The organism is Rhizobium sp. Nf11,1 (assembly GCF_050587665.1).
In the GTDB taxonomy this organism is placed as follows: domain Bacteria; phylum Pseudomonadota; class Alphaproteobacteria; order Rhizobiales; family Rhizobiaceae; genus Rhizobium.
In genome coordinates this window covers 89,756-113,248 of sequence record NZ_JBOBHU010000001.1, presented here as the reverse complement: position 1 = coordinate 113,248, position 23,493 = coordinate 89,756, and the positions used below count along the sequence as shown (strand labels likewise).

Below are 23,493 nucleotides of genomic sequence, written 5' to 3'. Positions count from 1 at the left end.
ATGGCCCTCGAGACCTATGAGGCGAAGCGCAATTTCAAACTCACTCCGGAGCCGCGCGGCCTCAAAGGCCGCGCGAGCGGCAACAGTTTCGTCATTCAGAAGCATGACGCAACGAGGCTGCACTACGACTTCAGGCTGGAGATGGATGGCGTGCTGAAGAGCTGGGCTGTCACCAAAGGTCCGAGTCTCAACCCGGAGGACAAGCGTCTTGCCGTACACGTTGAAGACCACCCGCTGTCCTACGGCGATTTCGAAGGCATCATTCCAAAAGGACAATATGGCGGCGGCACTGTCATCGTCTGGGATCGCGGCACGTGGACGCCGCTCGGCGATGCGCAGAAGGACTATCGCGAGGGCCATATGGAATTCGAGCTCGACGGCGAGAAGCTGAAGGGTCGCTGGCACCTCGTGCGCATGCATGGGCGCCCCGGGGAAAAGCGGGAGAACTGGCTGTTGATCAAGGGAGATGACGCCGAGGCGCGCCACGACGGCGATATTCTCGAGGAGCGGCCGGAATCGGCAAAGACCGGCCGCCAACTCGAAGAGGTGGCGGAAAATCCGGACGCGACTTGGAAATCCAAGTCGAAAGACGGCAGGCCGGCCGCCGCCAAGAAAGCGGCGTCGAAGGACAAATCCCCAGCACCGCGAGGACGCGAGTGGCCGAAGGGTGCGCGCAAGGGCGCCATGCCCGATTTCATCGAGCCGGCGCTTGCCAAATTGAAACCGAAGCCCCCGGCTGGCGATCGCTGGATCCACGAAATAAAGTTCGACGGCTACCGTCTGCAGGTCAGGGTCGAGAACGGCGAGGTCAAGATGTTGACCCGCAGCGGCCTCGACTGGACGGACAAATTCGGCAAGCAGGTAGTCGCGGCCTTTGCCGCCCTGCCCGTGAAATCGGCGGTGATCGACGGCGAAATCGTCGTCGAGCGCGATAGCGGCGCCTCGCACTTCTCGGCACTGCAGCACGATCTGAGTGAAGGCCGCGATGATCGCTTCGCCTTCTATGCCTTCGATCTTCTTCACCTCGACGGATATAATCTGCTGAATGCAGCGCTCACCGATCGCAAGCAGCTGCTCGAAAGCGTGCTGCCCGGTGATAATGATAAGCTGCGCTACAGCGGGCATTTCAACGAAAGCGGCGGCCTGGTGCTCGACCATGCCTGCCGGCTCAGCCTCGAAGGAGTGATTTCCAAACTGCGCGGCAGCAAATACAACTCGGGACGAAAAGGCGATTGGATCAAATCGAAATGTTCGCACCGGCAGGAGTTCGTCATCGGCGGCTACGTGCCGTCGACCTCGATGAAGAATGCGATCGGCTCGCTGGCGATGGGCTATTACCAGGACGGCGAACTCAAACATGTCGGGCGCGTCGGCACCGGATATACAGCGGCAACTGCGCAGATGCTCTATGAGAAACTGTCGCGTCTGACGCAGAACGAGAGTTCATTCGACGACAAGCTGACATCAGAGGAGCGGCGCGGGCTGATCTATGTCAAACCGCAGCTGGTCGGCGAGGTTGAGTTCCGCGCTTGGTCGGCCGATGGCAATCTGCGCCATGCGGCTTTCCGCGGCTTGCGGGAAGACAAGCCTGCAAAGGACGTGACGCGTGAGACGGAAAAGACCATGGCCCCTGCCCTGCCGAAATCGGCTGTGACACTCACCCATCCCGACCGCATCTACTGGCCGGACGAGGGTGTTACCAAGGAAGGGCTGGCGAATTACTACGCCCAGGTCTGGCGCTTCATGGCGCCTTATGTCGTCAACCGGCCGCTGGCGCTCCTGCGCCTGCCGGACGGGATCAACGGCCGACAGCGGTTTTTCCAGAAGCACGCCTGGAAGGGCATGAACCCGCATATCCAGGAGATTACCGACCCTAAGGACAAGCAGGGGGAGAAGCTGCTCAGAATTACCGATTTCGACGGCATCGTGGCGCTGGTGCAATCGGCCACGCTTGAAATCCACCCCTGGGGCGCAACGACCGGCAATTGGGAAAAGCCCGATATGATCACCATGGACCTCGATCCCGATGACGAGGTGGCGTGGGCAGATGTGATCGCCGCTGCTTACCAATTGAAGGAGCGGCTGGAGGCCGAAGGCCTCGCCGCCTTCGTCAAGACCTCGGGCGGCAAGGGACTGCATGTGGTGACCCCGCTCACGCCGAAGGCCGGCTGGGCCGAGGTGAAGGGGTTCGCCAAGTGGCTTGCCGACAGCATGTCCGCCGACGATCCCGACCGCTATCTGGCGACGGCGACGAAGGCCAAGCGAAAGGGGAAGATCTTCATCGACTATCTCCGCAACGGTCGCGGCAATACGGCGGTCGCGCCCTATTCGACACGGGCACGGCCGGGCGCCGCAGTCTCGATGCCGCTGGAATGGAGCGAACTCACGGCCGACGTCGGGCCGGCCTATTTCACCGTTGATAATACGCCAACCCGGCTCGACGCTTTGCCGCAAGATCCCTGGGACGGATTTTTCGCCGCGGCGAAGCCGTTGGAAAAGAAGAAGCGGTAGAAGAAGCCCCCAATCTAGCGCGGCTTCCGCCCGCCTTCCGCCGTCAGGCTCTTCTTCAGCGCATCCATGATGTTGATGACGTTGCCGGTCGACTTTACCGGTGCGGTTTTCTTGGCGGGCGCCGCCTTCTTCAGGCTCTTCTGCTTGTTGCGGATCATCGATTTCAGCTGCTTCTGGATCGGGTCCTGCACCATGGTCGGGCCCCAATCCTTCGTCTCTTCCTTCACCAGCCGCTTCATCAGCGTCAGCAGCTTGCCGTCGATATCCGCCTTGTCGTCGATTTCGGTCGAGGGTTTGCGCACCTCGTCGCCGTAACGCAGGGTCCAGAGCACGATGCCCTTGCCTTGCGGCTCCAGGAGCACGGCACGCTCGCGGCGATAGAGAACCAGGCGGGCAATGCCGACGACGTCGTTTGCCTTCATCGCTTCGCGGATGACGCAGAAGGCTTCCAAGCCGACCTTATCCTCCGGCGCCAGAAAATGCGGCTTGTCGTACCAGATCCAATCGATCGAGCCGCGCGGGACGAAACTCTCGATATCGATGGTCCGAGTGCTTTCGAGCCCGACTTCCTCGATCTCCTCGTCCTCAAGAATGATATAGTCGTCCTCGCCGCGCGGGTAACCCTTCACCTGGTCCCGGTCAGCCACCGGTTTATGGGTAACGCTGTCGACATAACGGCTTTCGACACGATTTTTTGTCTCGCGATTGAGGACGTGAAAACGCACCTTGTTGCCTTCGGTCGTCGCCGGCGTCAGCGAGACGGAGGCGGTGACGAGCGAGAGCTTGAGATATCCTTTCCAGAACGTCTGACGTGCCATGACTGTCCTGCCCTCCCGGACCGATGGAACATTGGCAATCAACGGCAAAAACCGGTCTTCGGTTCCAGGCCCGGCATGGCAGGCAGCACTTGGCTTAGATTGAGAGATACCGCTTCTGCCACGGCAGCTTCTTTTCCTCCCATGCGCGCGGCGTGAACTCGTCATAGGCGGTTTCGGCGATTGCGAGCATCCAATTGCGGCCCTTACGGGCCAACAGCACGCAAGACAATTCCATGCCGGGCTCGACGGTAATCGACGGCCGGTTGGCGCCAGGAATATCGACTCCCTTGTCGCGCCACTGGATAGCGATCTCATCGGGTTCGGATGTCCATTCCCCCGAAGCGACGGAGGCCTTGCCGTCGGAATTGAAGCGGAGGGGCGGCGCCACAAGGTTCAAGAAGCTGCCGTCATTGCGGTAATTGCCGTCGATCTCGCCGGCGGTGGCTTTGCCCTTTCCCGACAGAACCATGTCCTGCCCGCATCGCATGAATATGTTGCGCCGGAAACTCCCCGACCATGGCCGATTGGCGAAGAAGGCAATGTCGCATCCGCTGATGACGTTGTCGTGGATGTCGATGTCCTTGCGAAAGGCCAGTTCCTGGTCGGAAAAGCCGCTCAGGCTGATCCCGCGATTGTTGTTCTCGATCCAATTGTCATAAACGTGATGGCCGGTATGGTCCGCCTTGTCGCCGATGCCGTAGCCGAAAGAATAGTCGTTCATTCTGCCGTCGCGCATGATGTTGCTGCGCACCACGGCATCGTCGCCAATCGATGAAAAGGAGAAGTTCTTGCCGCCGATGAAATTGTACTCGACGCGATATTTCCGGGTTTTGTCGCAGACCAGGGCCCCTTTATTCGAGGTGCTCGTCGGCGACTGCAGGAAGAGGTTGCCGCGGATCACGACATCCGAACTGATATTGTCGTCGCTGTTTTGATAGGCGAACTGGCAGCAGTCCGCGCCCTCGCCAGGCGCGGCCCCCATGCGGTTGTTTTCCAGAAGAACGTTCTTCGTCTTCGTCAGATAGATGCCGTCGCCCTTGACATTCTCCGTTTCGCAGCGCCTGACGACGAGATTGTTGCCATTGTGAAACTTGAAGCCACGAGGTGAGTTCTTGACGACAACGTCTTCGATCACCGTATCGGAAAACACCTGATAGGCGACGCCAATATCCTCTGCGCCGTCGATGACCTCAGCCCGCGTGGACGCGCCGTGAACTTTTTTTCGCAGAATTGCGGGCATCGGATCTCCATCGACGCGGTTGCTGCAGCAACGCTATGAACTGCTGCGCACGTTATCCCTAAATCGATTCCGATATAAGGAGTACGCACTCGCGTCGAATTAATGCACGGCTTGTGGCAGGAGTTTGACGGCCTGCGTCGACTTCGCACGCCGCCATGAGATCTCAGAAGCCCAACGCCTGGCGGTCGGTCAACGCGTTTCCAGTATCCGCATCAACCGGCCGCGATAGCTGTCCAGGATAACGGCAAGCACGATGACGGCGCCGATGACGATCGGCTTGATGTTGTCGTCGGCGCCCAGCAGCTGCAATCCCGTCGACAGCACCTGCAGAATGCAGGCACCGACCAGCGTTCCAACGATCGAGCCCTTGCCGCCGGAGAGGCTAGTGCCGCCGATGATGACCGCAGCGATCGCGTTCAATTCATAGCCGATGCCTGCAACCGGACTGCCGACATTGAGGCGGAGCAGATAGACCATGGCGGCGATGCCGGCGGTCAGGCCCGAGATCGTGAACACCGCGATCTTATATCGTTTCGGCTCGTGCCCCGACAGCCGCACAGCTTCTTCATTGGTGCCGATTGCGAAGACGAAACGTCCGAACACGGTGTAACGCAGCACGAACCAGCCGACGAGGACGACGACGATCGCAATCAGAAAGATCGACGGGAAGATGCCCCAGAAGATCAGATTTCCGAAATCGACGAAGGGCTGCGGCAGGCCGGTGATGGTGGAGTTGTCGCTGACGACGCGTGCCAGGCCGCTGGCGACATTCAGCATGCCGAGCGTGACGATGAAGGACGGCAGCTTCCACTTTTCGCAGACCCAGCCGTTGATGGCGCCAAGGAGCGCGCCGGTGCCCATCGAGGCGAGCGAAGCGAGCACGATCGCCTGCCAGGGGGAGAACCTGGGGTCGATCATGATCGTCGCGCCGATCACCGTGCAAAGGGCCAGCAGCGAGCCCACCGAAAGGTCGATGCCGCCGACCAGGATGACAAAGGTCATGCCCGAAGCAAGCACGGTGTTGATGGCAATCTGAACGAAGATTTTCAGGAAATTCTCCGGCGTCGCGAAATAGGGCGCCGTCGCCGAGAAGAAGATGACGATCAGGACGAGGGCGATGGCAACGCCTGCCTCTTTCATCGAGATCCGGATCAGCTTGTCCCAGAAGCCTGTCTCTTTCGCTTCGATCTTGGTTTCAATGTTGCCGGACACGACTGTACTCCTTGTAAGCAAGTGAGAGGATCCTGCTCTCTTCGAATTGATCGCGCGCGATTTCGCCGGCGATCTTGCCGTCCGACAGGACGATGATGCGATGGCAGATGCCGATGAGCTCCGGCAGATCCGAGGATACGACCAGAACACCCTTTCCTTCAGCGGCAAACTTCCAGAGAAGCTCGTAGATTTCAGCCTTGGCGCCGACATCGATGCCGCGGGTCGGCTCATCGAAAATCAGCACCTTGGGACCGCGGAACAGCCATTTGGCGATGACCACCTTCTGCTGGTTGCCGCCCGAAAACCTTCTGACCAGCTGATGGACGGATGGCGTTTTGATGCGTAGCTCCCGCACAAGACGCTGCGCGTTTTCGTTCTCCATCCTGCGGCTGATCAGCCCCTTGCGGGAGATCTTGCCGAGGTCGGTGACCGTGGTGTTTTCCGCGCAGCTCATGTCGAGCATCAGGCCCTGCAGTTTGCGGTCTTCCGTCGCCAGGCACAGGCCGGCGGCAACCGCATCTTTCGGCGCATTGATCGCAACCGGCTCTCCGTCGATGCGGATTTCGCCGCCGGCTTTGACGTCAGCGCCGAATATGGCGCGGACCGCCTCCGTCCGTCCGCTGCCGACAAGGCCGGCAATGCCGACGATTTCGCCCTTGGCCACCGAAAACGACAATTCCGGGCTGTTTCGTGTCACTTTCAGACCGGAGACACCGAGCGCCTCGCCGAACACCGCGCTGTCACTGCGAAAGACGCCATGATCCGAGAGCGTTCGCCCGACCATCAGCTCAACGATGTCGGGGATGGCCAATCCGGACAGGGGACGCGTGATCACATGCTGGCCATCGCGCAGCACCGTGACGTCATCTCCGACTTCGAAAATCTCCTCGAGCCTGTGCGATATATAGAGCGTCGTCACACCGCGCGCCTTCAGCCGCTTCAGAATTTCGAATAGCCGATCGACTTCCTTGGACGTCAAGGTTGCCGTCGGCTCGTCGAGAACGAGCAGCTTGCTTTCATAGCAGAGCGCCTTGGCGATCTCGAGCAGTTGCAACTGCGCGACGCTGAGGCGACTGGCGAGCGTCGTCGGCGCCACATCGAGACCGACTTCCGCCAGCAGTTCGGCCGCCCGACGGTTCATTTGCTTGTAATCCACCAGCCCGTATCGACGCGGAAGATGCTCGAAGAGCAGATTTTCAGCGACGCTGAGATTGGAAAGGGGGTGGAGTTCCTGGTGGATGACGCGGATGCCGGCCTTGAAGGCCTCCAGCGGCGAGGCAGGATGATAGGGCTTGCCGTCGAACGAAATGTGGCCATCGTCCGGCTTGAACACACCGCCCAGCAGGTTGATCAGGGTCGACTTGCCTGCGCCATTCTCGCCGAGCAGGACGTGGCCCTTGCCGCGGCCAATCCGCATGGAAACATTCCTGAGCGCGACGACGCCCGGGAAGCGCTTGCCGATCCCCTCCAGCTTCAGGATGTGGTCATCTGCTACGTCCGACACGTCCACCTCGTGCATGATCCGTTTGAGTTCCTTGGCCATCACCCACACATGCGCACTCCAAAAGCCCGCAACGAGCGCCATCGGGTGATCACCATGCAGTCGGGTGGCAGCGGTCAGCGCCGGCGGCGGCCGGCGCTTCCTTTCGCTTAAACTCGTCGGCGATGTCGATTATTTAAGGTCGCCTGACGTAACGAGCTTGATGTCGGTCTTGACCCAGCCGGTGAATTTTTCGCCGGCAAGTTCCCGCATACCATAGTCGATGCCCATGACCGCCATCTGCGCGCCATATTGTTCGACGGTGGCAAGCATCTTGCCGTCCTTGATCAGCGGCTGCACCGGCGGGATGTTATCGAAGCCGACAACCTTGATCTTGCCGGCCTGGCCGGTTGCATCGAGAGCCTTGACGACACCAAGCGCCATGGAGTCGTTGGCCGCCATGACACCCTGGATATCCTTATATTTCGTCAGGAAATTCGTCATGACCGTGTTGGCTTCTTCGGTCTCCCAATGGGCGGTCTTGCTGTCGAGTAGTTCAAGCTTGCCAGATTTAACAGAGTCCATGAAGCCTTCCTTGCGCTCCTTGGCATTGTCGGCCTCAGGATTGCCCTCGAGAATGACGACCTTCGCGCCCGCCCCCAGATCCTTGGCCAGCGCCTCGCCGGCGAGCTTGGCGCCTTCGCGGTTGTCCGGGCCGAAGAATGCCAGATCGATGCCGGCTGCCTTCTTGGCATCGGCATCGAGCGGCACGTCGATATTGATGACCTTGACGCCTGATTTCACGGCCTTTGCCAGCGGCGTGGCCATGGCCTTCGAATCGGCCGGGGCGACGACGATGATGTCGTATTTCTGCGTCACGAAGTTTTCGACGGCATCGACCTGGGCGGCAAAATCGCGCTCGTCCTTCATGCCGACGGCCTTGAAGTCGAACTTGTCCTTGTTCTCGGCCGCATACTTGTCGGCGCCGGCCTTCATCTGCTTGAAGAACTCATTGGACAGAGACTTCATGATCAGGCCGACCTTCGGCTTGCCAGCTGCAAAAGCGGGCGACACGCCGCAAGACAGTGCGAGCACCAAGGTGCCGGCAAGTCCAAGCTTCAATGCCGCACGGCGCGGCGCACGCATCAGGACGGAATCACGCTTCGTATATTGGGACATTTCTCTCCTCCGAACGGTTCCGGGCCTATCCTCACCTGAGTGCCTTCGCTAATGAACCGTTTCCAACACCACTTGGGTAACAACGGCCCGCAAGATTGTCAAGGTGGCCGAAAACGGGCAGAAACTGGCGGAAGCGGCAGCAATCCTGACCTTCTCGAGAATCAACGGTGAACCGTTTCCATTGAATGCCGGCGTTTCTCGTGTTATGCAGGCGCCGTCAAATTGACTGCGGCCCTTTGACGAAGGCGATGGAGACCATTAGCTGAAGCCCGATCGGGTGCCTCCACGTCCCCGAGACTGAAATGAAGGGACATGTTCTTCCATTATGCCAAAGGTCGGAATTCGAGACGTTGCCAAATTTGCCGGCGTTTCCACCGGGACCGTCTCGCGAGTCCTGAATGACCACCCCGCCGTGACCGATGAGCTGAGGGCACGCGTCAGACGCATCATCGACGAGCTCGGCTATATGCCCGACCCGTCGGCGCGAAGCATGCGCAGCAAGGTCAGCCGCCTGATCGGCATCGTCATTCCCGATCTCACCAATCCGTTCTTCTCGGAACTCGTGCAGTCCGCCGAACAGGCTGGGGCAAGCCATGGCTACAACATCATCGTCATGACGTCTTTTGACGATGCGGCCAAGGAAGCAGACCGGATCGGGCAGCTGACAAGCCGGAAAGTCGACGGCATCATCCTCGTTCCCAGCAATGATTTCCATAGGCTCAAGCTGCCGAAGGGATTGCCGATCGTCGTCGTCGACCGTCTCATGCCCGGATATTCCGGCATCGCCTCGGACCACCGCGCGGGCGTACGTCTCGGCGTCGAGCATCTTTTGCAGCTTGGTCATCGCCGCATCGGCTTCATCTCGGGCCCCAGACATTCCGTGCCTGCCAACGATCGCCTCAAAGGTTACCTCGACGCCATGGGGCAGCCCGACGACGGCGGACAAATAGGGTCGCCGCTGATTGCCGAGGCGGCTTTCGATTATGAAAGCGGACGATCGGCGGGAAACTATCTGCTGGCACGCGCCCGCAGCGAACGGCCGACCGCGATCTTTGCAAGTTCGGATCAGCAGGCGATCGGCTGCATGAGAGCGGCACATGATCTGGGAATACCGATACCCGCAGCCCTTTCCATCGTCGGATTCGACGGCATCCCGCTCGCGAGCATGACCACGCCGCGGCTGACCACCGTCAAACAGCCGATCCAAAAGATCGCTGCTGCGGCAGTCGCAGTTCTTTTGAACAAGCAACCGACGCCCGGCATCGGACATCCCATCTTGCTCGCCTGCACGCTTTCGCAGGGGGAAACGACCGCTCCACCGCAACCCGACTGAGGGTCGGCGGCAGGCCGTTCGTTTAGTTTTCCGCCACTCACTCGGACATAAGCCGCGGATCTGTCGCAACGGGCGGCAATCCTCCGATCACCACCATGCCTACCGCTGACACTCCCAGCAGCGGACGAATTCATTTGACGGATATCCTACAAGTGGATATGTCTGTGGCGTCTTCATCGCAGACGGAAATGACAAGGCATGCCGCTGAAATCCATGAAGCCGCTTACCCGTGCGCCTCTTCTTCACGTCTCCGTGCAGGAAAGCCTGCGCGCCTATATCAGCGACAACGGGCTGAAGCCGGGCACGCTGCTTCCGGCTGAATCCGACTTGGCAAACCAGCTCGGTGTCAGCCGCAATTCCCTGCGCGAAGGCATCAAGGCGCTGGAATCGCTCGGTGTGCTGGAATCGCGCCGTGGTGTCGGCATCTTCGTGAAGGCGTTCTCATTCGAGCCGCTGCTCGACAATCTCGCTTATGGCCTCGGCGGCGCGTTGCGTCAGATCGAAGAAGTGATCGAGATCCGCCGCACCCTCGAAGTCGGGCTGATCGGCAAGACGCTTGAAATGATCGGCGACGACGATATCGCCGAACTGCGCGCCACGGTGGAGCGCATGCGGGTGCATGCGGAGCGTGGACAATCCTTTGCCGACGAAGACCAGCTTTTTCATACCCTGCTCTTCCGCTGCCAGAACAACGTGACGCTTGCCCGGCTGATCGATGTGTTCTGGCTCGCCTTCTACAAGGCGTCCGATTTCGTCAACCTCGACAATGTCGACCCCGTCGCCACCTGGAGGGATCACGCGGCGATCGTCGACGCCATCGAGGCGAAGGACGTTGCGGAAGCGCAGAAGCGCCTGGATCGCCATTATGACGGCATTTCCCGGGTGATCGCAGCCAATAAGAAAAGTGCAAATCTGGGAGGAGCACAATGAAACGACTGCAAAGACTATCATCGGCCATCGCATTGACTGCTTTGATGGCGACGACCGTCGCCCCAGCCTTCACCGGCGCCGCGCAGGCGGCCACGCTGTCGGGCGGCTTCGATGTCGGGCCTGGTGGTTTCCAGGGCAATTTCAATCCGCTCGCCGCGACGGGCGGCTTCACATGGCTCAGCGTCTATTTCGAGCCGCTAGTGGCCTATGACGAGAAGCTCGAGAAGGTCGTCGGCCAGCTCGCTTCGTCCTACGAGGTCAATCCCGACCAATTGACCTACACCTTCATGCTCGCCGATGCGAAATGGCATGACGGCAAGCCCTTTACGGCAAAGGACGCCAAGTTCACCATCGAGCTCGCCAAGAACGCCAAGACCGGCTCCGTTCTGGCGGCGCGGCTGAATGCCGTTTCCTCGGTCGAGGCCAAGGACGACAAGACCCTGGTCATCAAGCTCTCGGCCCCGTCCGCAAGCCTGATGGACACGCTGACGAAGGTGATGATGCTGCCGGAGCACGCGCTTTCGCAGATCCCAGCCGATCAACTCGCCAAGAATACGTGGTGGTCCACGGCGCCGATCGGCACCGGGCCGTTCAAGTTCAGCAAATATGTCACCGATCAATATGTCGAACTTGTCGCCAACACCGACTACCGGGGCGGCAAACCGGCGCTCGAAAAGATCATCAACCGCTATTTCGCCAATCCGGCAGCGGCGATCGCCGCATTGCGCGCCGGCGAGATCCAGTTCACCTATGTCGATTCCAACGATCTGAAGGCTTTCAACGACAATAAGGATTTCCGCGTCATCGAAGGCAATTCCTTCGTCGTCAACTATCTCGGTTTCAACCACGACTCACCCATCTGGAAGGATGTTCGGGTCCGTCAGGCGGTGATGTACGCGATCAATCGTGATGCGATCATCCAGAGCCTTTACGGCGGCGCCGCCGAACCGGCAAACTGCGCCTATGTCGCCGATCAGGTGGTGCCGAAAGGCATCGAGACCTATGCCTATGATCCGGAAAAGGCCAAACAGCTGCTGAAGGAAGCCGGCTGGGATGAGATCAACGGCAACAAGCCGATCACCCTTCTGACCTATTACACGACGCCGCTTGCCGCCAATGTCATGGCGGCTGTCCAGGCGATGCTCGCCCAGGTCGGCATCAACGTCACGCCGCGCGCCGTCGACACCCCGACCTATAACAGCATCGTGCTCAACCCGACGCCTGACGTCGCACAGTTCCAGATGGTCTATGCCGGCCTTCAGAACGGCCCGGACCCGGGCAGCATCAATGTCGGCCTCAACGAGAAGCAGATCCCGCCGGCCGGCCCGAACGTCGCGCGCGTACGCATGCCGGTGCTGACGGCTGCTCTCGACGCAGCGCTTGGCGAGACGGATGCCACAAAGCGCACCGCTCGTTACCAGGAGGTCTGCAAGGTGATGAACAAGGAACTGCCCTGGGGTCCGCTGTGGGTGGCGAAACGCTATGGTGTCGCCTCCGCCAGGCTGAAGGACTTCATCTGGACGCCTGCTCCCGGCGGCGGCCCTTACCAGGCGCATCCGGAGAAATGGGCGATCGCCGAATAGGGCGTCACGCATCCTGAGAAGCAAAGGGCGGCCGGGTCACTGCAGCGCCACGCGTCTTTCGAGGCGCAGTGGCCCGCCCGCACGGGAACGGATTTCATGCTGAGATACAGTCTCCGGCGTCTGCTGATCGGAGTGGGCATGCTGCTTGCCTTGAGCGTGCTGATCTTCGCCATGCTGCGCCTCACGCCGGGCGATCCGATCGACGCCTATATCGATCCTAATATTCCGATGTCGTCGTCGGATCTGGCCGAGCTGCGCGCCACGCTCGAACTCGATCAGCCGCTGCCGGTGCAGTATCTTGGCTGGCTGCGGCAGGCGCTGACGGGAAATCTCGGCTATTCGATCAAGCGGCCAGACCAGCCGGTGCTCGGCCTCGTCCTCTCGCGCGTCGGCCCGACAGTGCTCCTGATGGGATCGGCGATTGCGATCGCGATCGTTGCGGGCATCGCCACCGGCATTGTCGGTGCGATTCGCCGCAATTCCGTCGCCGACCTGTCCCTTTCAGTCTTCGCAGTCACCGGTATTTCCAGTCCACCCTTCCTCAGCGCTCTTGTCGGCCTCTACTTCTTTTCGGTCTATTTCAACTGGATGCCATCAGGCGGCATGCTGACGCCCGGCCAGGAATTTTCCGTCGCCGACCTTCTCCATCACCTCATCCTGCCCGCGACATTGCTGGCCGTCGCGCAGACAGCCCTGATCATGCGCTACATGCGCGCTACGATGCTGGAGGTCCTGAACCAGGACTATGTGCGCACCGCGCGCGCCAAGGGCGTCTTCGAATTCTGGGTCATCACCAAACACGCCTTGCGAAATGCGCTGCTTCCCGTCATCACGCTGATCGGCTCGACCATCGGCCTTGCGATCGGTGGCGCGATCTTCATCGAAAGCGTGTTCAACTGGCCCGGCATGGGCCTGCTCATGGTCGATGCCGTGGAGGGCCGCGACTATCCGGTCATCATGGGCTCGACGCTGGTGATCGGCGCCTGCGTGATCGTCGTCAATCTTCTGACCGACCTTGCCTATGCGGTGGTCGATCCGCGGATCAAGGTGGGCTGAGAGATGCTGGCACGAAGCCCTGCCCGCAGCCCGGGCCCGATCGTACGCTCCCTGCATCGCTTCCTGCTCAACCGGACCGCCTTGCTAGGCCTCTGCACCATCGCGCTGATGATCGTAGCAATTCTTTCCTATCCGCTGTGGTGGAGCTTCAAGCCCAACGACATCGATCTCATCGCGATGAATGCGCAGCCGGGGCCGACACACTGGTTCGGCACCGACGGGGTCGGCCGCGACATCCTCGCCCGGGTCATGGACTCCGGCCGCATTTCGCTGCTGGTGGCGCTCACCTCGACCGTCATTTCCGCCATCATCGGTTTCCTGGTCGGCGCCGTCTCGGCACTTGCCGGCCGCTGGGCGGACGCAGTCACGATGCGTTTCGTCGATCTCGTCATGACGCTGCCGCCGGTCATCTTCCTGCTGGTGCTCGCCTCGATCGCCGGCACCGGCATCTGGCCGACGGTCTTCGTCATCTCCCTTCTCTCCTGGCCTCTGCTGGCGCGCATGGTGCGCTCGCGGCTGCTCGAACTTCGTGAACGCGACTTTGTGATGGCGGCGAGAGGCATGGGGGCGGGTCTGCCGCATCTCCTCTTCCGCCACGGACTGCCGAACTCGATCGACATCCTCGTCGTCTTCGCGACCCTGCAGATCGCCAATGCCATCCTGCTCGAGGCCGGCCTTTCCTTCCTCGGGCTCGGCATTGCGCCGCCTGCGGCAAGCTGGGGCAACATGCTGAATGCCGCCCGCTCCACCGCCGTGCTCGAACAATACCTCTGGCAGTGGCTGTTTCCCGGCGGGTTCCTGGTGCTTGCCGTGCTTGCAATCAATTTCATTGGCGATGGTCTTCGCGACGCCTTCGACCCTCGCGCCGAATTAAACTGACGATCGAAAGAAAGCGAAAATGAGCAAATTCAAGGGTGTCGTTCCTCCCGTCATAACCCCGCTGAACAAGGATTACACGGTCGACTACCGGTCCTATACACGGGTGCTCGAAAATCTGATCGAGGCCGGATGCCATGGCCTCTTCGTGCTCGGCTCGACCAGCGAGGTGATCTTCCACGACGAAAGGACCCGGCAGGACATCATCGAGCATTCGGCCAAAGTCATCAACGGTCGCGTGCCGCTGATCGTCGGCGTCATCGATCCAACCACCGACCGGGTCATCAACCATGCCAGGACCGCGAAGTCGGCCGGCGCCGACGCGGTTGTCGTCACGGCGCCGTTCTACACGGTCACCAGCCAGGCCGAGATCATCGATCACTTCCGCTATATCCGCGATGCTGTCGACGTGCCGCTGATCGCCTATGACATCCCCGTCTGCGTGCATGTGAAACTGCAGCGCCAGACCAACGTAACGCTTGCCAAGGAGGGAACGATCATCGGCATCAAGGATTCGAGCGGCGACGACGGCAATTTCCGTTACGTGCTGCTCGATCTCGCCGACAACGAGGACGTCTTCCTGATGACCGGCTCCGAAATCGTCGTCGATACGGCGCTGCAGATGGGCGCCCATGGCGTCGTGCCCGGCATCGCAAATGTCGATCCGCACGGTTACGTCAGGCTCTGGGATGCCGCCCAGCGCGGCGACTGGGTCGCGGCCCGCAAGGAGCAGGAGCGCCTCTGCCGGCTGTTCGAGATCGTCTCGGTCGGCGCGGGCCGCGTCAGCGGCGGCGCCGCCGGCATCGGCGCCTTCAAGGCGGCGATGAAGCGCCTCGGGATCATCGATACGGCGCTGATGCCGCGTCCGCGCGCGGCTCTTAACGAGGTCGAAACGGCAAGGATCGACGAAATTCTTCGCGCGACGGGCCTGCTTTCCTGATGGATGCCATGCAACAGACCGCCGACACCATTCTGAACGTCAGGGGGCTGCGGACCGTCTTCCGCATCCGCTCGGGCGAAGTGACGGCGGTCAATGGCATCGATCTGACGGTGGCTGCCGGCGAGACGCTTGCTCTCGTCGGCGAGTCCGGTTCGGGAAAATCGGTCACCAGCCTTTCGGTCATGCGGCTTCTGACCCGCAATATCGGTGCAATCGCCGCCGGCAGCATCCATTTGAAGCGCAAGAATGGTACGGTCAGCAACCTTGTCTCGCTCGACGAACCGGACATGCGCGCCATTCGCGGCAATGATATCGGCATGGTCTTTCAGGAGCCGATGTCGAGCCTAAACCCCGTCTACACGATCGGCGACCAGATTTCGGAGCCGATCCGCATCCATCGCGGGGCGAACCGGAAGGCCGCAATGGATGCGGCCGTCGCCCTTCTCGACAGCGTCGGCATTCCCGATGCCAGGCGCCGCGCCGGTCAATATCCGCACGAGCTCTCCGGCGGCATGCGCCAGCGCGCCACGATCGCCATGGCGCTTGCCTGCGACCCGACGCTGCTGATTGCCGACGAGCCGACGACAGCGCTCGATGTTACCATCCAGGCGCAGATTCTGGCTCTCCTGCAGACGCTGCAGCGCGAACGCGACATGGCCATGCTCTTCGTCACCCATAATCTCGGGGTCGTCGCCGAGATCGCGCATCGGGTGGCGGTGATGTATGCCGGGCGGATCGTCGAAACCGGGCCGGTGGGCGAGGTTTTTCGCAATCCGAGACATCCCTACACGATCGGCCTGCTGGCCTCGATGCCGAAGCTCGGCGATGCCAGCCGGATGAAGCAGGCGGGTGAAAGGCTGGCGGCCATACCAGGCATCGTGCCGAGCCTGATGAACATGCCCGCCGGCTGCGCCTTCCAGCCGCGCTGCAAATTTGCCATCGACGATTGTCGCCTGGCTGTGCCGCCGCTTGCCGACGTCAATCCGCGCCACAAGAGCCGCTGCATTCGCTGGCAGGAGGTCAGATGAGCGAGCCACTTCTCTCCGTCCGCGACCTCGGGAAACATTATACGTCCCGCGGGACCAAGCTGAGCATCCTGCAGGACATATCCTTCGATATCGGCAAGGGCGAGGTGGTCGGGCTGGTCGGCGAATCCGGCAGCGGCAAGACCACGATCGGCCGGTCGGTCCTGCGGCTGGTCGAGCCGTCGGCCGGCAGCGTCCGCTTCGACGGCATCGAACTCACCACCTTGTCCTCATCCGAAATGCGGCGTCTGCGCCCCCGGATGCAATATATTTTTCAAGACCCGTTCGCGAGCCTGTCGCCGCGCATGACAATCGGCGAAATCCTGACTGAGGGGTTGAGGATCCAGGGCCTCGGGACGGCAAGAGAGAGATTGGAGCGCGCCCGCGCCGCACTCGAACAGGTCGATCTTCCGCCGGAGGCCGTCAACCGGTACGCCCACGAGTTCTCAGGCGGCCAGCGACAGCGGATCGGCATCGCCCGCGCGCTGACGCTCGCACCGGAATTCATCGTCGCCGACGAGCCGGTCTCGGCGCTCGACGTCTCGATCCAGGCGCAAGTGATCAATCTTCTGCGCGACCTGCAGCAACGTCTCGGCCTGACCATGCTGTTCATCAGCCACGACCTCGCCGTCGTTGAATATATCTGCGACCGGGTGATCGTGCTCTATCTCGGCCGGATCATGGAAATCGCGCCCAGTGCCGCGCTTTATGCCAGGCCGCTGCATCCCTATACGCGGGCGCTTCTTTCCGCGATCCCCTCACCCGATCCCGATGCGCGACGCGACCGCCAGATATTGAAGGGCGATATCCCGAGCCCTGCCAATCCGCCGAGCGGTTGCGTCTTCCGCACGCGCTGTCCGAATGCTCTGCCCGCCTGCGGCGAGACCGTGCCGGAGCTGCGCGAAATGCAGCCCGGGCATTTCAAGGCCTGCATCCGTGATGACCTGAACTGAAGGACGTGCGATGACCACCACAACCCGCCGCCACCCGATCGCGGGCAACTGGGCAAGCCTGCTCTTACCGATCGCCGACGACGACAGCATCGATTTCGAAAGGCTGACCGAGGAAATCGACGTACTGATCGCCGCCGGAGTCGACGGCATCTATTCGAACGGAACGGCGGGAGAATTCCACAATCAGACGGAAGCCGAGTACGAGCGAATTCAGGACGTGCTGGCGTCGCGATGCCGCTCGGCCGGAATGCCGTTCGTCATCGGCGCCTGCCAGCCCGATCCGATCCTCATGCTCGATCGGTTGCGCCGCGCAACCGTTCATAAGCCATTGGCGATCCAGGTGATCCTTCCCGACTGGTGGCCGCTCACCAATCTCGAAGCCACCGATTTCCTGAGGCGCGCGTCGGAGGCGGCGGAAGGAACCCCGCTCATTCTTTACAATCCGCCGCATGCGAAGCGGGTCCTGTCACCAGCCGAGCTTCGTGACGTTTGCGGCCCCTGCCCGTCAGTGGTCGGGATGAAGATCGCCGATGGAGACGCTGGCTGGTATGCGCAGGCACGAGCCCATCTTTCCGAATTTTCGCTGTTCATTCCCGGCCACCATCTCGCAACCGGCATGAAGCAGGACGTTGCTGTCGGGGCGTTTTCCAATGTTGCCTGTCTTCATCCCCGCGGCGCCCAGGCCTGGACGGAGCTGATGCATGGGGATATGGACGCCGCGCTGGATATCGAAAGCCGCATCTGCGCCTTTATGGACAATCACATCGTCCCGTTTCGCCGTGACCGTGGCTATTCCAATGCCGCGCTCGACAAACTGCTCGCTGTGATCGGCGACTGGGGTCCGGTCACCACAAGGCTGCGCTGGCCTTACCGCTTTATTGATGAGCAAGAAGCGGCAAGTCTGCGCGATCGCGCGCGCATGATTATCCCCGAGCTCTTCGCTCGGTAGAGGACAAGGCGCCGACCGAACGGGATGCTCTGCAGGATCATCATGCCGGAATGCGGGCGATGACCTTGATCTCGAAATCGAAGCCCGCCAGCCAGTTCACGCCGATCGCGGTCCAGTTCGGATAGGGCGGCTTGCTGAAAAGCTCCTGCTTGACGGCCATGATCGTTTCAAACTGGTTCTCGGGATCGGTATGGAACGTCGTCACATCTACTATGTCGTCAAAGGTACAGCCTGCAGCCTCCAGCGTCACCTTGAGGTTTTCGAAAGCCAGCCGGACCTGGCGCTGGAAGTCCGGTTCAGGTGTTCCATCGGAACGGCTGCCGACCTGGCCGGAGACGAACAGAAGATCGCCGGTTCGAATGGCGGCCGAATAGCCGTGTTTCTCGTAAAGAGCATGCCTGTCTGCCGGAAATATTGCTTCGCGTCGGGTCATTGTCGATCTCGCTTCCTTATCGTTGATTCGACACCGCCTCGTCATTTGATATACGGTGCGTATGTGTAGTAAACCGCATACGCATCGTATGTCAAATTCATATACGTCTCGTATGTGAGAATTGGAGATGAGATGGCAAAGAAACGCAGCGAGACGATGGAGGAAAATCGCGTGAAGCTGATCGCGGCCGCGCGAAAAGCCTTTGCCGAAAAAGGATACGCGGCCGCCTCGATGGATGAGCTGACTGCCGAAGCCGGCCTGACCCGGGGAGCGCTTTATCACAACTTCGGAGACAAGCGCGGGCTGCTTGCGGCCGTTGTCGATCAGATCGACACGGAAATGGCGTCGCGCGCAAAGGAGATCGGCACCCGTGCGGGCGATGACTGGCAGGGCCTGCTCGCCGAGGGCGCCGCCTATATCGAAATGGCGCTTGATCCGGAAGTCCAGCGCATCGTCCTGCTCGATGGGCCTGCTGTCCTCGGTGATCCTTCACAATGGCCGAGTCAAAGCAGCTGTCTTCAGGCAACCAGGCAGACAATCGAGCGCCTTATCGCGCAGGACGCCCTCAAGCCGGTCGACGCGGAAGCAGCCGCCCGGCTGCTCAACGGCGCTGCGCTCAATGCCGCCCTCTGGATCGCTGCCAGTGACGAGCCGGAACATGTGCTACCGAAAGCTGTCGAAGCCTTCGGCGCCTTGGCCGCAGGCCTTCTCAAGGCGTCCGCATAAGCTTGCGATATACTGGCGGCAAATCGGGAATCTTGATGGAAGAGAGCAGTGCGGAGTGGGCCAACACTGTCGTCTGTCACCAGTAGCTCCCGGAAACCAGAAAAACAGCACCGACCGCAATGACAACCAGCGCCGGCCAGTTCCGCGCCAAGCTGAGAAATCTCAGGCCTTGGCGCCGAGGTTCGAGCGTGGCGCCGCCTTGCGGCATCAGGTGCGGATCACTCGGCTTTCGGCGAAGCGTCGGCCGCAAGAGAAAAACAAGGCCACCAATTATGAGAGCGGCACCAATTAGAACTGCCCACATCGTCACCTCCGCCGGAGATACGTGGTGCGAGTTAAACCAGATCCTGCTGTGATTGTTCCGTTGGCCGATTGAGCTGCTGCTTCTGGCATTTGCGGCTTTTCAGGATAAACGGATTTGTCACTGCCCGGCCAAACATGTATTCGATCGCCGAAAAGCTCTTGCATCAACCTTGGCGGCTGTTCTGCCGCGCCCCAACCGAACGCGATTTGCAAATGACTGAACATGCCATGACCTGGGGGATCGCCGGCCTCACTGCAATGGGCGTCGTCGTCCGTCCCTTTCGGTGGCCGGAAGCGATCTGGGCCGTCTTCGGCGCCCTGCTCCTGCTCGCCTTCCGCCTGCTCGGACCCCATGATGCCCTGGCGGGCGTTGCCAAGGGCGGCGACGTCTATCTCTTTCTGATCGGCATGATGCTGCTCTCCGAACTTGCTCGCCGCGAAGGCCTGTTCGACTGGATCGCCGCCATTGCAATCGCCTACGCCCAAGGATCACCCCGGCGCCTCTTCGTGCTCGTCTATCTTGTCGGCGTGGTTGTCACCGTCTTTCTTTCCAACGATGCGACGGCCGTGGTTCTGACGCCGGCCGTCTATGCCGCCTGCCGGACGGCGCGGGTGAAGGATCCGATGCCTTATCTGTTGATCTGCGCCTTTATCGCCAATGCCGCAAGCTTCGTCCTGCCGATTTCAAACCCCGCCAATCTGGTGATCTTTGCCGGCGGTGACATGCCGCCGCTGTCCCGCTGGCTGTCGACATTCATGCTGCCGTCGATCATTTCGATCGTCGCCACGTTCCTCTGCCTCTACTGGACGCAGCGCCGCGCCCTTGCAGAAGACACTCTTGCCGCCGACACGCAGCGGCCACCCCTCTCCCGCAGCGCCCGCCTGGCAGGATGGGGAATCCTGCTGACGGCCATTGTTCTGATCGCGGCCTCGGCCATGCATGTGGATCTCGGCGTGCCGACCTTTGTCGCCGGCACGATCACCACCGCGATCGTTCTGATGCTGACGCGGCAAAGCCCGGCCGAGACGATGAAGGGCATCAGCTGGAGCGTTCTGCCGCTAGTCGCCGGCCTGTTCGTCATCGTCGAAGCGCTCGATCACACCGGCTTGACGAACATTCTCTCCGATCAGCTGGCTGCGCTTGCCTCGTTCTCGCAATCGCAGGCGATCGGCGTGGCGGGCCTGCTCGTCGGCGTAATCTGCAACCTCGTGAACAATCTTCCGGCCGGCCTGCTTGCCGGCAGCGTGGTGCAGGCCGCCGGTGTCTCCGACAAGATTGCCGGCGCCGTGCTGATCGGCGTCGATCTCGGCCCCAATCTGTCGGTGACAGGCTCGCTGGCGACGATCTTGTGGCTGTCTGCCCTGCGCCGCGAAGGCCTGCATATCGGCGCCTGGACCTTTCTAAAACTCGGAACCGTCGTCATGTTCCCCGCACTCATTATGTCTCTGGGGTCGCTCTTCCTGTTTTGAGTGCCTACAGGCGAGACGCATGCCGCTCTAACCTTTTGGATCTACACAATTATCTGCTAAAATGGCGCGAGCGGCCTTCATGCAGGCAGTTTCCGGAGCAAGAATTTACTTGCGCAGCGAATGCGACACATTCGAACGCCTGACGGCCATTCAGCGGGAGGATCGATGATGGGCATCATCGACGAGCGTGAAGAAGCACTCGAGAAAGAGTACATCGTGAAGCTTGAGCGTTCGTTCCATATCCAGGCGAGGCGCGACCGGATGCTGGCACGCTGGGCGGCCGAGCTCATCGGACGAACCGACTTCGACGTCTATTTCGACGAAGTCATTTCCGCCGGGTTGCTGGAGTCAGGCGATGAGAACGTCTTCAGAAAGATTCTCAGCGACCTGCAATATGCAGACGTCGCTATCAGCGCTCAGACGGTTCGCGAGAAAATGAAGCAGCTTCTGCTTGAAGCGGCAAGGTCCCTCGACGAGACCGGCTAGAGCCTTTCCGGGTGACGTGCGCACGGCTGGCGGCACTTCCGTGCCGGAGACATCTCATGACCGTTCCCATTCCCCAGCATTCGTTAGGCGGTCGATCCCTATCTGCACGTCCGCACGCTAAAAGACGTCCTTGCCGTTTCGTCCAACGAACTCAGTCCGGAAACCCTTTTCATGCGCCTCCTTCACAAAGGAATTCGCGCTGAGCGCATCTGCCTGTATGACGTCGTTGAAGCATTGTGCAAAGGGAGAGCAGAGTTCATCACGCACCCAGGCGTGGGCGTGCGGCGATACTGCCGAAATTTGCCAATCATGATTGCTCATTCGCTCAAGACGAAAGTCAATGCTGCAGGGCGGTTGATCGGAGCTTGCTGCACCGATCAACGCCGCCTCGGCGATCCGAGAGAAAATGTGGTTCATAGCTTCTCCTTTCCTTCGAACGCAACCACCTCATGAATAACCCCGTCACCCCCACCTGTTATCAATGGCCCGTCCGGAAACTGTTTCCACCGCCGGGGTAAGCGCGAACATCGGAGATGCCGTAGCGAAACCTGATCCGGTAAATCTCACAGAAACGACCTTCGGCGTCTTCCGCCATGATCCGGATCAAATGTGAGCAGAAATCACCTTCTCGCCACAGCTGGCTGATGCGTGCTAATCAAACCTCACCGCCCAAGCGATCGAACCCGATCGTTCTCATTCTCATATTAGCCACTGTCTTCAGCGTCCCGCTGATCAAATCAGCAATGCAGCCCGATCAGAGAAACGCACCATTGCTGCGCTCGATGAGAGAGGCCGCAATGACGTCCAACCGACAGCGGATCACCCTTTCAATGAACTTGGCGATCGATCAACGACACCGTCTCGATCCTCGGGCCGAGGCAGTTAACACATTGCTCATGGCGTCAGCACGGCTGCGCCGCTCAAGCGGCCGGTCCTGAGATCGTCGAGCGCCCTATTGGCGTCTATCAGTGGATAGGTGATCGTGTGGGTCCTGACCCTTGCTGGCGAGCGACGGGAAAGAACTCTTCGGCATCCTGCCGCGTGAGATTTGCCACCGATACAAGACTTCGTTCGCCCCAGATGAGCGCATAGGGCATTGCCGGAAGATCGCTCATATGGATGCCGCCGCAGACGACCCTGCCCCCTTTCCGCACCGATTTCAAAGCAGCCGGCACGAGTTCGCCGACCGGGGCGAAGATGACCGCCGCGTCGAGCGTGACGGGCGGGCGGTGATCCGAACCTCCGGCCCAGACGGCACCGAGCTCGAGCGCGAAACGCTGCGCCGCAGTGTCGCCCGGACGTGAAAAAGCATAGACTTCGCGCCCCTGCCAACGGCAGACCTGCGCGATGATGTGGGCGGCCGCACCGAAACCGTATAACCCAATCCTGGAGCCGTCGCCGGCCTTTTTCAGTGAACGCCACCCTATGAGACCGGCACACAGCAACGGCGCAAGCGCTACCGGATCGGCCTGCTGATCCAGCACAAAGGCGTAATCAGCATCGGCAACGACATGCGTGGCAAAACCGCCATCACGCGTATACCCGGTGAATTGCGGCTGATCGCAAAGGTTTTCCCCTTTGCTCCGGCAAAAAGAACAGCAGCCACAAGTGTGACCAAGCCAGGGAACGCCGACCCTCTGTCCGACGCGCGATGTAGGCACCCCCTCCCCCACTGCCTCAACGACGCCGACGATCTCATGGCCGGGAATGAGCGGAAGCTTCGGCTCGGAAAGATCGCCGTCACACACGTGAAGATCGGTCCTGCAAACGGCGCAAGCTTCCACTCTCAACATCAGTTGCCCGCTTAGCGCGACGGGATCGGGCCGATCGACCGGACGCAGAGGGGATCCGACCGCTTCGAGAACCATTGCTTTCATCAGGTCTTCCTCCGAACGCCTCCCGCAGATGCGTCAGGTTACCCTCTTCTTCCGACGGGATGAAGCCAAGACTGCACCTGCATGGGCATCGGCGTCGATGGCCGCAAAATTCA

22 protein-coding genes and 1 pseudogene are annotated in these 23,493 nt (G+C 60.7%); 14 read left to right on the top strand and 9 right to left on the bottom strand.

Annotated features, from left to right (window positions below):
• Nucleotides 1–2,511, top strand: a complete 2,511-nt coding sequence (gene ligD / locus ACQ7C1_RS00595; protein ID WP_430956943.1) for a DNA ligase D — start codon at nucleotides 1–3, stop codon at nucleotides 2,509–2,511.
• Nucleotides 2,512–2,525: 14 nt separating this feature from the next.
• Here the strand turns inward: ligD and ACQ7C1_RS00590 are convergent, their stop codons facing one another.
• The 5 genes from ACQ7C1_RS00590 to ACQ7C1_RS00570 form a co-directional block, all read right to left on the bottom strand.
• The gene (locus ACQ7C1_RS00590; protein ID WP_430956942.1) at nucleotides 2,526–3,329 is read right to left on the bottom strand and encodes a Ku protein; all 804 of its coding nucleotides are present in this window, start codon (nucleotides 3,327–3,329) and stop codon (nucleotides 2,526–2,528) included.
• Nucleotides 3,330–3,423: 94 nt separating this feature from the next.
• A complete protein-coding gene (locus tag ACQ7C1_RS00585) occupies nucleotides 3,424–4,569 on the bottom strand; it encodes a right-handed parallel beta-helix repeat-containing protein (protein ID WP_430956941.1) in 1,146 nt (381 codons plus the stop codon).
• A gap of 189 nt (nucleotides 4,570–4,758) precedes the next feature.
• Nucleotides 4,759–5,781: an ABC transporter permease gene (locus ACQ7C1_RS00580; protein WP_097600296.1), complete on the bottom strand. Its 1,023-nt coding sequence runs from the start codon at nucleotides 5,779–5,781 to the stop codon at nucleotides 4,759–4,761.
• Complete coding sequence (locus ACQ7C1_RS00575; RefSeq protein ID WP_430957242.1) at nucleotides 5,765–7,300, bottom strand: sugar ABC transporter ATP-binding protein; 1,536 nt, start codon at nucleotides 7,298–7,300, stop codon at nucleotides 5,765–5,767. The genes ACQ7C1_RS00580 and ACQ7C1_RS00575 overlap by 17 nt, the downstream gene beginning before the upstream one ends.
• Nucleotides 7,301–7,453: 153 nt before the next feature.
• The gene (locus ACQ7C1_RS00570) at nucleotides 7,454–8,440 is read right to left on the bottom strand and encodes a sugar ABC transporter substrate-binding protein (RefSeq protein WP_430956940.1); all 987 of its coding nucleotides are present in this window, start codon (nucleotides 8,438–8,440) and stop codon (nucleotides 7,454–7,456) included.
• A 325-nt stretch (nucleotides 8,441–8,765) separates the two neighbouring features.
• On the opposite strand from ACQ7C1_RS00570, the gene ACQ7C1_RS00565 reads away from it, so the two are divergent.
• The 9 genes from ACQ7C1_RS00565 to ACQ7C1_RS00525 all read left to right on the top strand — a co-directional run bounded on the left by ACQ7C1_RS00565 (nucleotide 8,766) and on the right by ACQ7C1_RS00525 (nucleotide 18,085).
• Nucleotides 8,766–9,773: a LacI family DNA-binding transcriptional regulator gene (locus tag ACQ7C1_RS00565; RefSeq protein ID WP_430956939.1), complete on the top strand. Its 1,008-nt coding sequence runs from the start codon at nucleotides 8,766–8,768 to the stop codon at nucleotides 9,771–9,773.
• A gap of 198 nt (nucleotides 9,774–9,971) precedes the next feature.
• Nucleotides 9,972–10,703: a FadR/GntR family transcriptional regulator gene (locus ACQ7C1_RS00560; RefSeq protein ID WP_285193419.1), complete on the top strand. Its 732-nt coding sequence runs from the start codon at nucleotides 9,972–9,974 to the stop codon at nucleotides 10,701–10,703.
• Nucleotides 10,700–12,286 carry an ABC transporter substrate-binding protein gene (locus ACQ7C1_RS00555; protein WP_430956938.1) on the top strand — a complete coding sequence of 529 codons (1,587 nt, stop codon included), beginning with the start codon at nucleotides 10,700–10,702 and terminating at the stop codon, nucleotides 12,284–12,286. The genes ACQ7C1_RS00560 and ACQ7C1_RS00555 overlap by 4 nt, the downstream gene beginning before the upstream one ends.
• A gap of 96 nt (nucleotides 12,287–12,382) precedes the next feature.
• Complete coding sequence (locus ACQ7C1_RS00550; protein ID WP_430956937.1) at nucleotides 12,383–13,342, top strand: ABC transporter permease; 960 nt, start codon at nucleotides 12,383–12,385, stop codon at nucleotides 13,340–13,342.
• A gap of 3 nt (nucleotides 13,343–13,345) precedes the next feature.
• Nucleotides 13,346–14,221 (top strand): ABC transporter permease, encoded by an 876-nt coding sequence (locus ACQ7C1_RS00545; protein WP_430956936.1) that lies wholly within the window; start codon nucleotides 13,346–13,348, stop codon nucleotides 14,219–14,221.
• A 19-nt stretch (nucleotides 14,222–14,240) separates the two neighbouring features.
• Complete coding sequence (locus ACQ7C1_RS00540; RefSeq protein ID WP_430956935.1) at nucleotides 14,241–15,158, top strand: dihydrodipicolinate synthase family protein; 918 nt, start codon at nucleotides 14,241–14,243, stop codon at nucleotides 15,156–15,158.
• 8 nt (nucleotides 15,159–15,166) lie between these two features.
• Complete coding sequence (locus ACQ7C1_RS00535) at nucleotides 15,167–16,186, top strand: ABC transporter ATP-binding protein (protein ID WP_430956934.1); 1,020 nt, start codon at nucleotides 15,167–15,169, stop codon at nucleotides 16,184–16,186.
• Nucleotides 16,183–17,136, top strand: a complete 954-nt coding sequence (locus ACQ7C1_RS00530; RefSeq protein WP_430956933.1) for an ABC transporter ATP-binding protein — start codon at nucleotides 16,183–16,185, stop codon at nucleotides 17,134–17,136. The genes ACQ7C1_RS00535 and ACQ7C1_RS00530 overlap by 4 nt, the downstream gene beginning before the upstream one ends.
• A 10-nt stretch (nucleotides 17,137–17,146) precedes the next feature.
• Nucleotides 17,147–18,085 (top strand): dihydrodipicolinate synthase family protein, encoded by a 939-nt coding sequence (locus ACQ7C1_RS00525; protein WP_430956932.1) that lies wholly within the window; start codon nucleotides 17,147–17,149, stop codon nucleotides 18,083–18,085.
• A 40-nt stretch (nucleotides 18,086–18,125) separates the two neighbouring features.
• Here ACQ7C1_RS00525 and ACQ7C1_RS00520 read toward each other — a convergent pair whose 3' ends face one another.
• A complete protein-coding gene (locus ACQ7C1_RS00520) occupies nucleotides 18,126–18,518 on the bottom strand; it encodes a RidA family protein (protein WP_430956931.1) in 393 nt (130 codons plus the stop codon).
• A 132-nt stretch (nucleotides 18,519–18,650) separates the two neighbouring features.
• Here ACQ7C1_RS00520 and ACQ7C1_RS00515 point away from each other — a divergent pair, with 132 nt between their 5' ends.
• Complete coding sequence (locus ACQ7C1_RS00515; RefSeq protein WP_430956930.1) at nucleotides 18,651–19,244, top strand: TetR/AcrR family transcriptional regulator; 594 nt, start codon at nucleotides 18,651–18,653, stop codon at nucleotides 19,242–19,244.
• Between the two features lie 76 nt (nucleotides 19,245–19,320).
• Here the strand turns inward: ACQ7C1_RS00515 and ACQ7C1_RS00510 are convergent, their stop codons facing one another.
• Nucleotides 19,321–19,548 (bottom strand): hypothetical protein, encoded by a 228-nt coding sequence (locus ACQ7C1_RS00510; protein ID WP_430956929.1) that lies wholly within the window; start codon nucleotides 19,546–19,548, stop codon nucleotides 19,321–19,323.
• Between the two features lie 212 nt (nucleotides 19,549–19,760).
• Between ACQ7C1_RS00510 and ACQ7C1_RS00505 the strand changes: the two genes are divergently transcribed.
• Together ACQ7C1_RS00505 and ACQ7C1_RS00500 are read left to right on the top strand one after the other, a co-directional pair.
• Entirely contained in the window at nucleotides 19,761–21,017 is a 1,257-nt protein-coding gene (locus ACQ7C1_RS00505) for an arsenic transporter (RefSeq protein WP_430956928.1), read from the top strand.
• 165 nt (nucleotides 21,018–21,182) lie between these two features.
• Nucleotides 21,183–21,503, top strand: coding sequence for an ATPase inhibitor subunit zeta (locus ACQ7C1_RS00500; RefSeq protein ID WP_430956927.1), 321 nt, complete (start codon nucleotides 21,183–21,185; stop codon nucleotides 21,501–21,503).
• Between the two features lie 117 nt (nucleotides 21,504–21,620).
• On the opposite strand, the gene ACQ7C1_RS00495 is transcribed toward ACQ7C1_RS00500, so the two are convergent.
• Nucleotides 21,621–21,920, bottom strand: coding sequence for a hypothetical protein (locus ACQ7C1_RS00495; protein WP_430956926.1), 300 nt, complete (start codon nucleotides 21,918–21,920; stop codon nucleotides 21,621–21,623).
• A gap of 176 nt (nucleotides 21,921–22,096) precedes the next feature.
• Here ACQ7C1_RS00495 and ACQ7C1_RS00490 point away from each other — a divergent pair, with 176 nt between their 5' ends.
• Complete coding sequence (locus ACQ7C1_RS00490) at nucleotides 22,097–22,441, top strand: hypothetical protein (RefSeq protein WP_430957255.1); 345 nt, start codon at nucleotides 22,097–22,099, stop codon at nucleotides 22,439–22,441.
• Here the strand turns inward: ACQ7C1_RS00490 and ACQ7C1_RS00485 are convergent.
• Nucleotides 22,398–23,380: pseudogene (locus ACQ7C1_RS00485) on the bottom strand (zinc-dependent alcohol dehydrogenase family protein). The gene ACQ7C1_RS00490 and the pseudogene ACQ7C1_RS00485 sit on opposite strands and share 44 nt — an antisense overlap.
• Between the last annotated feature and the right edge of the window lie 113 nt (nucleotides 23,381–23,493).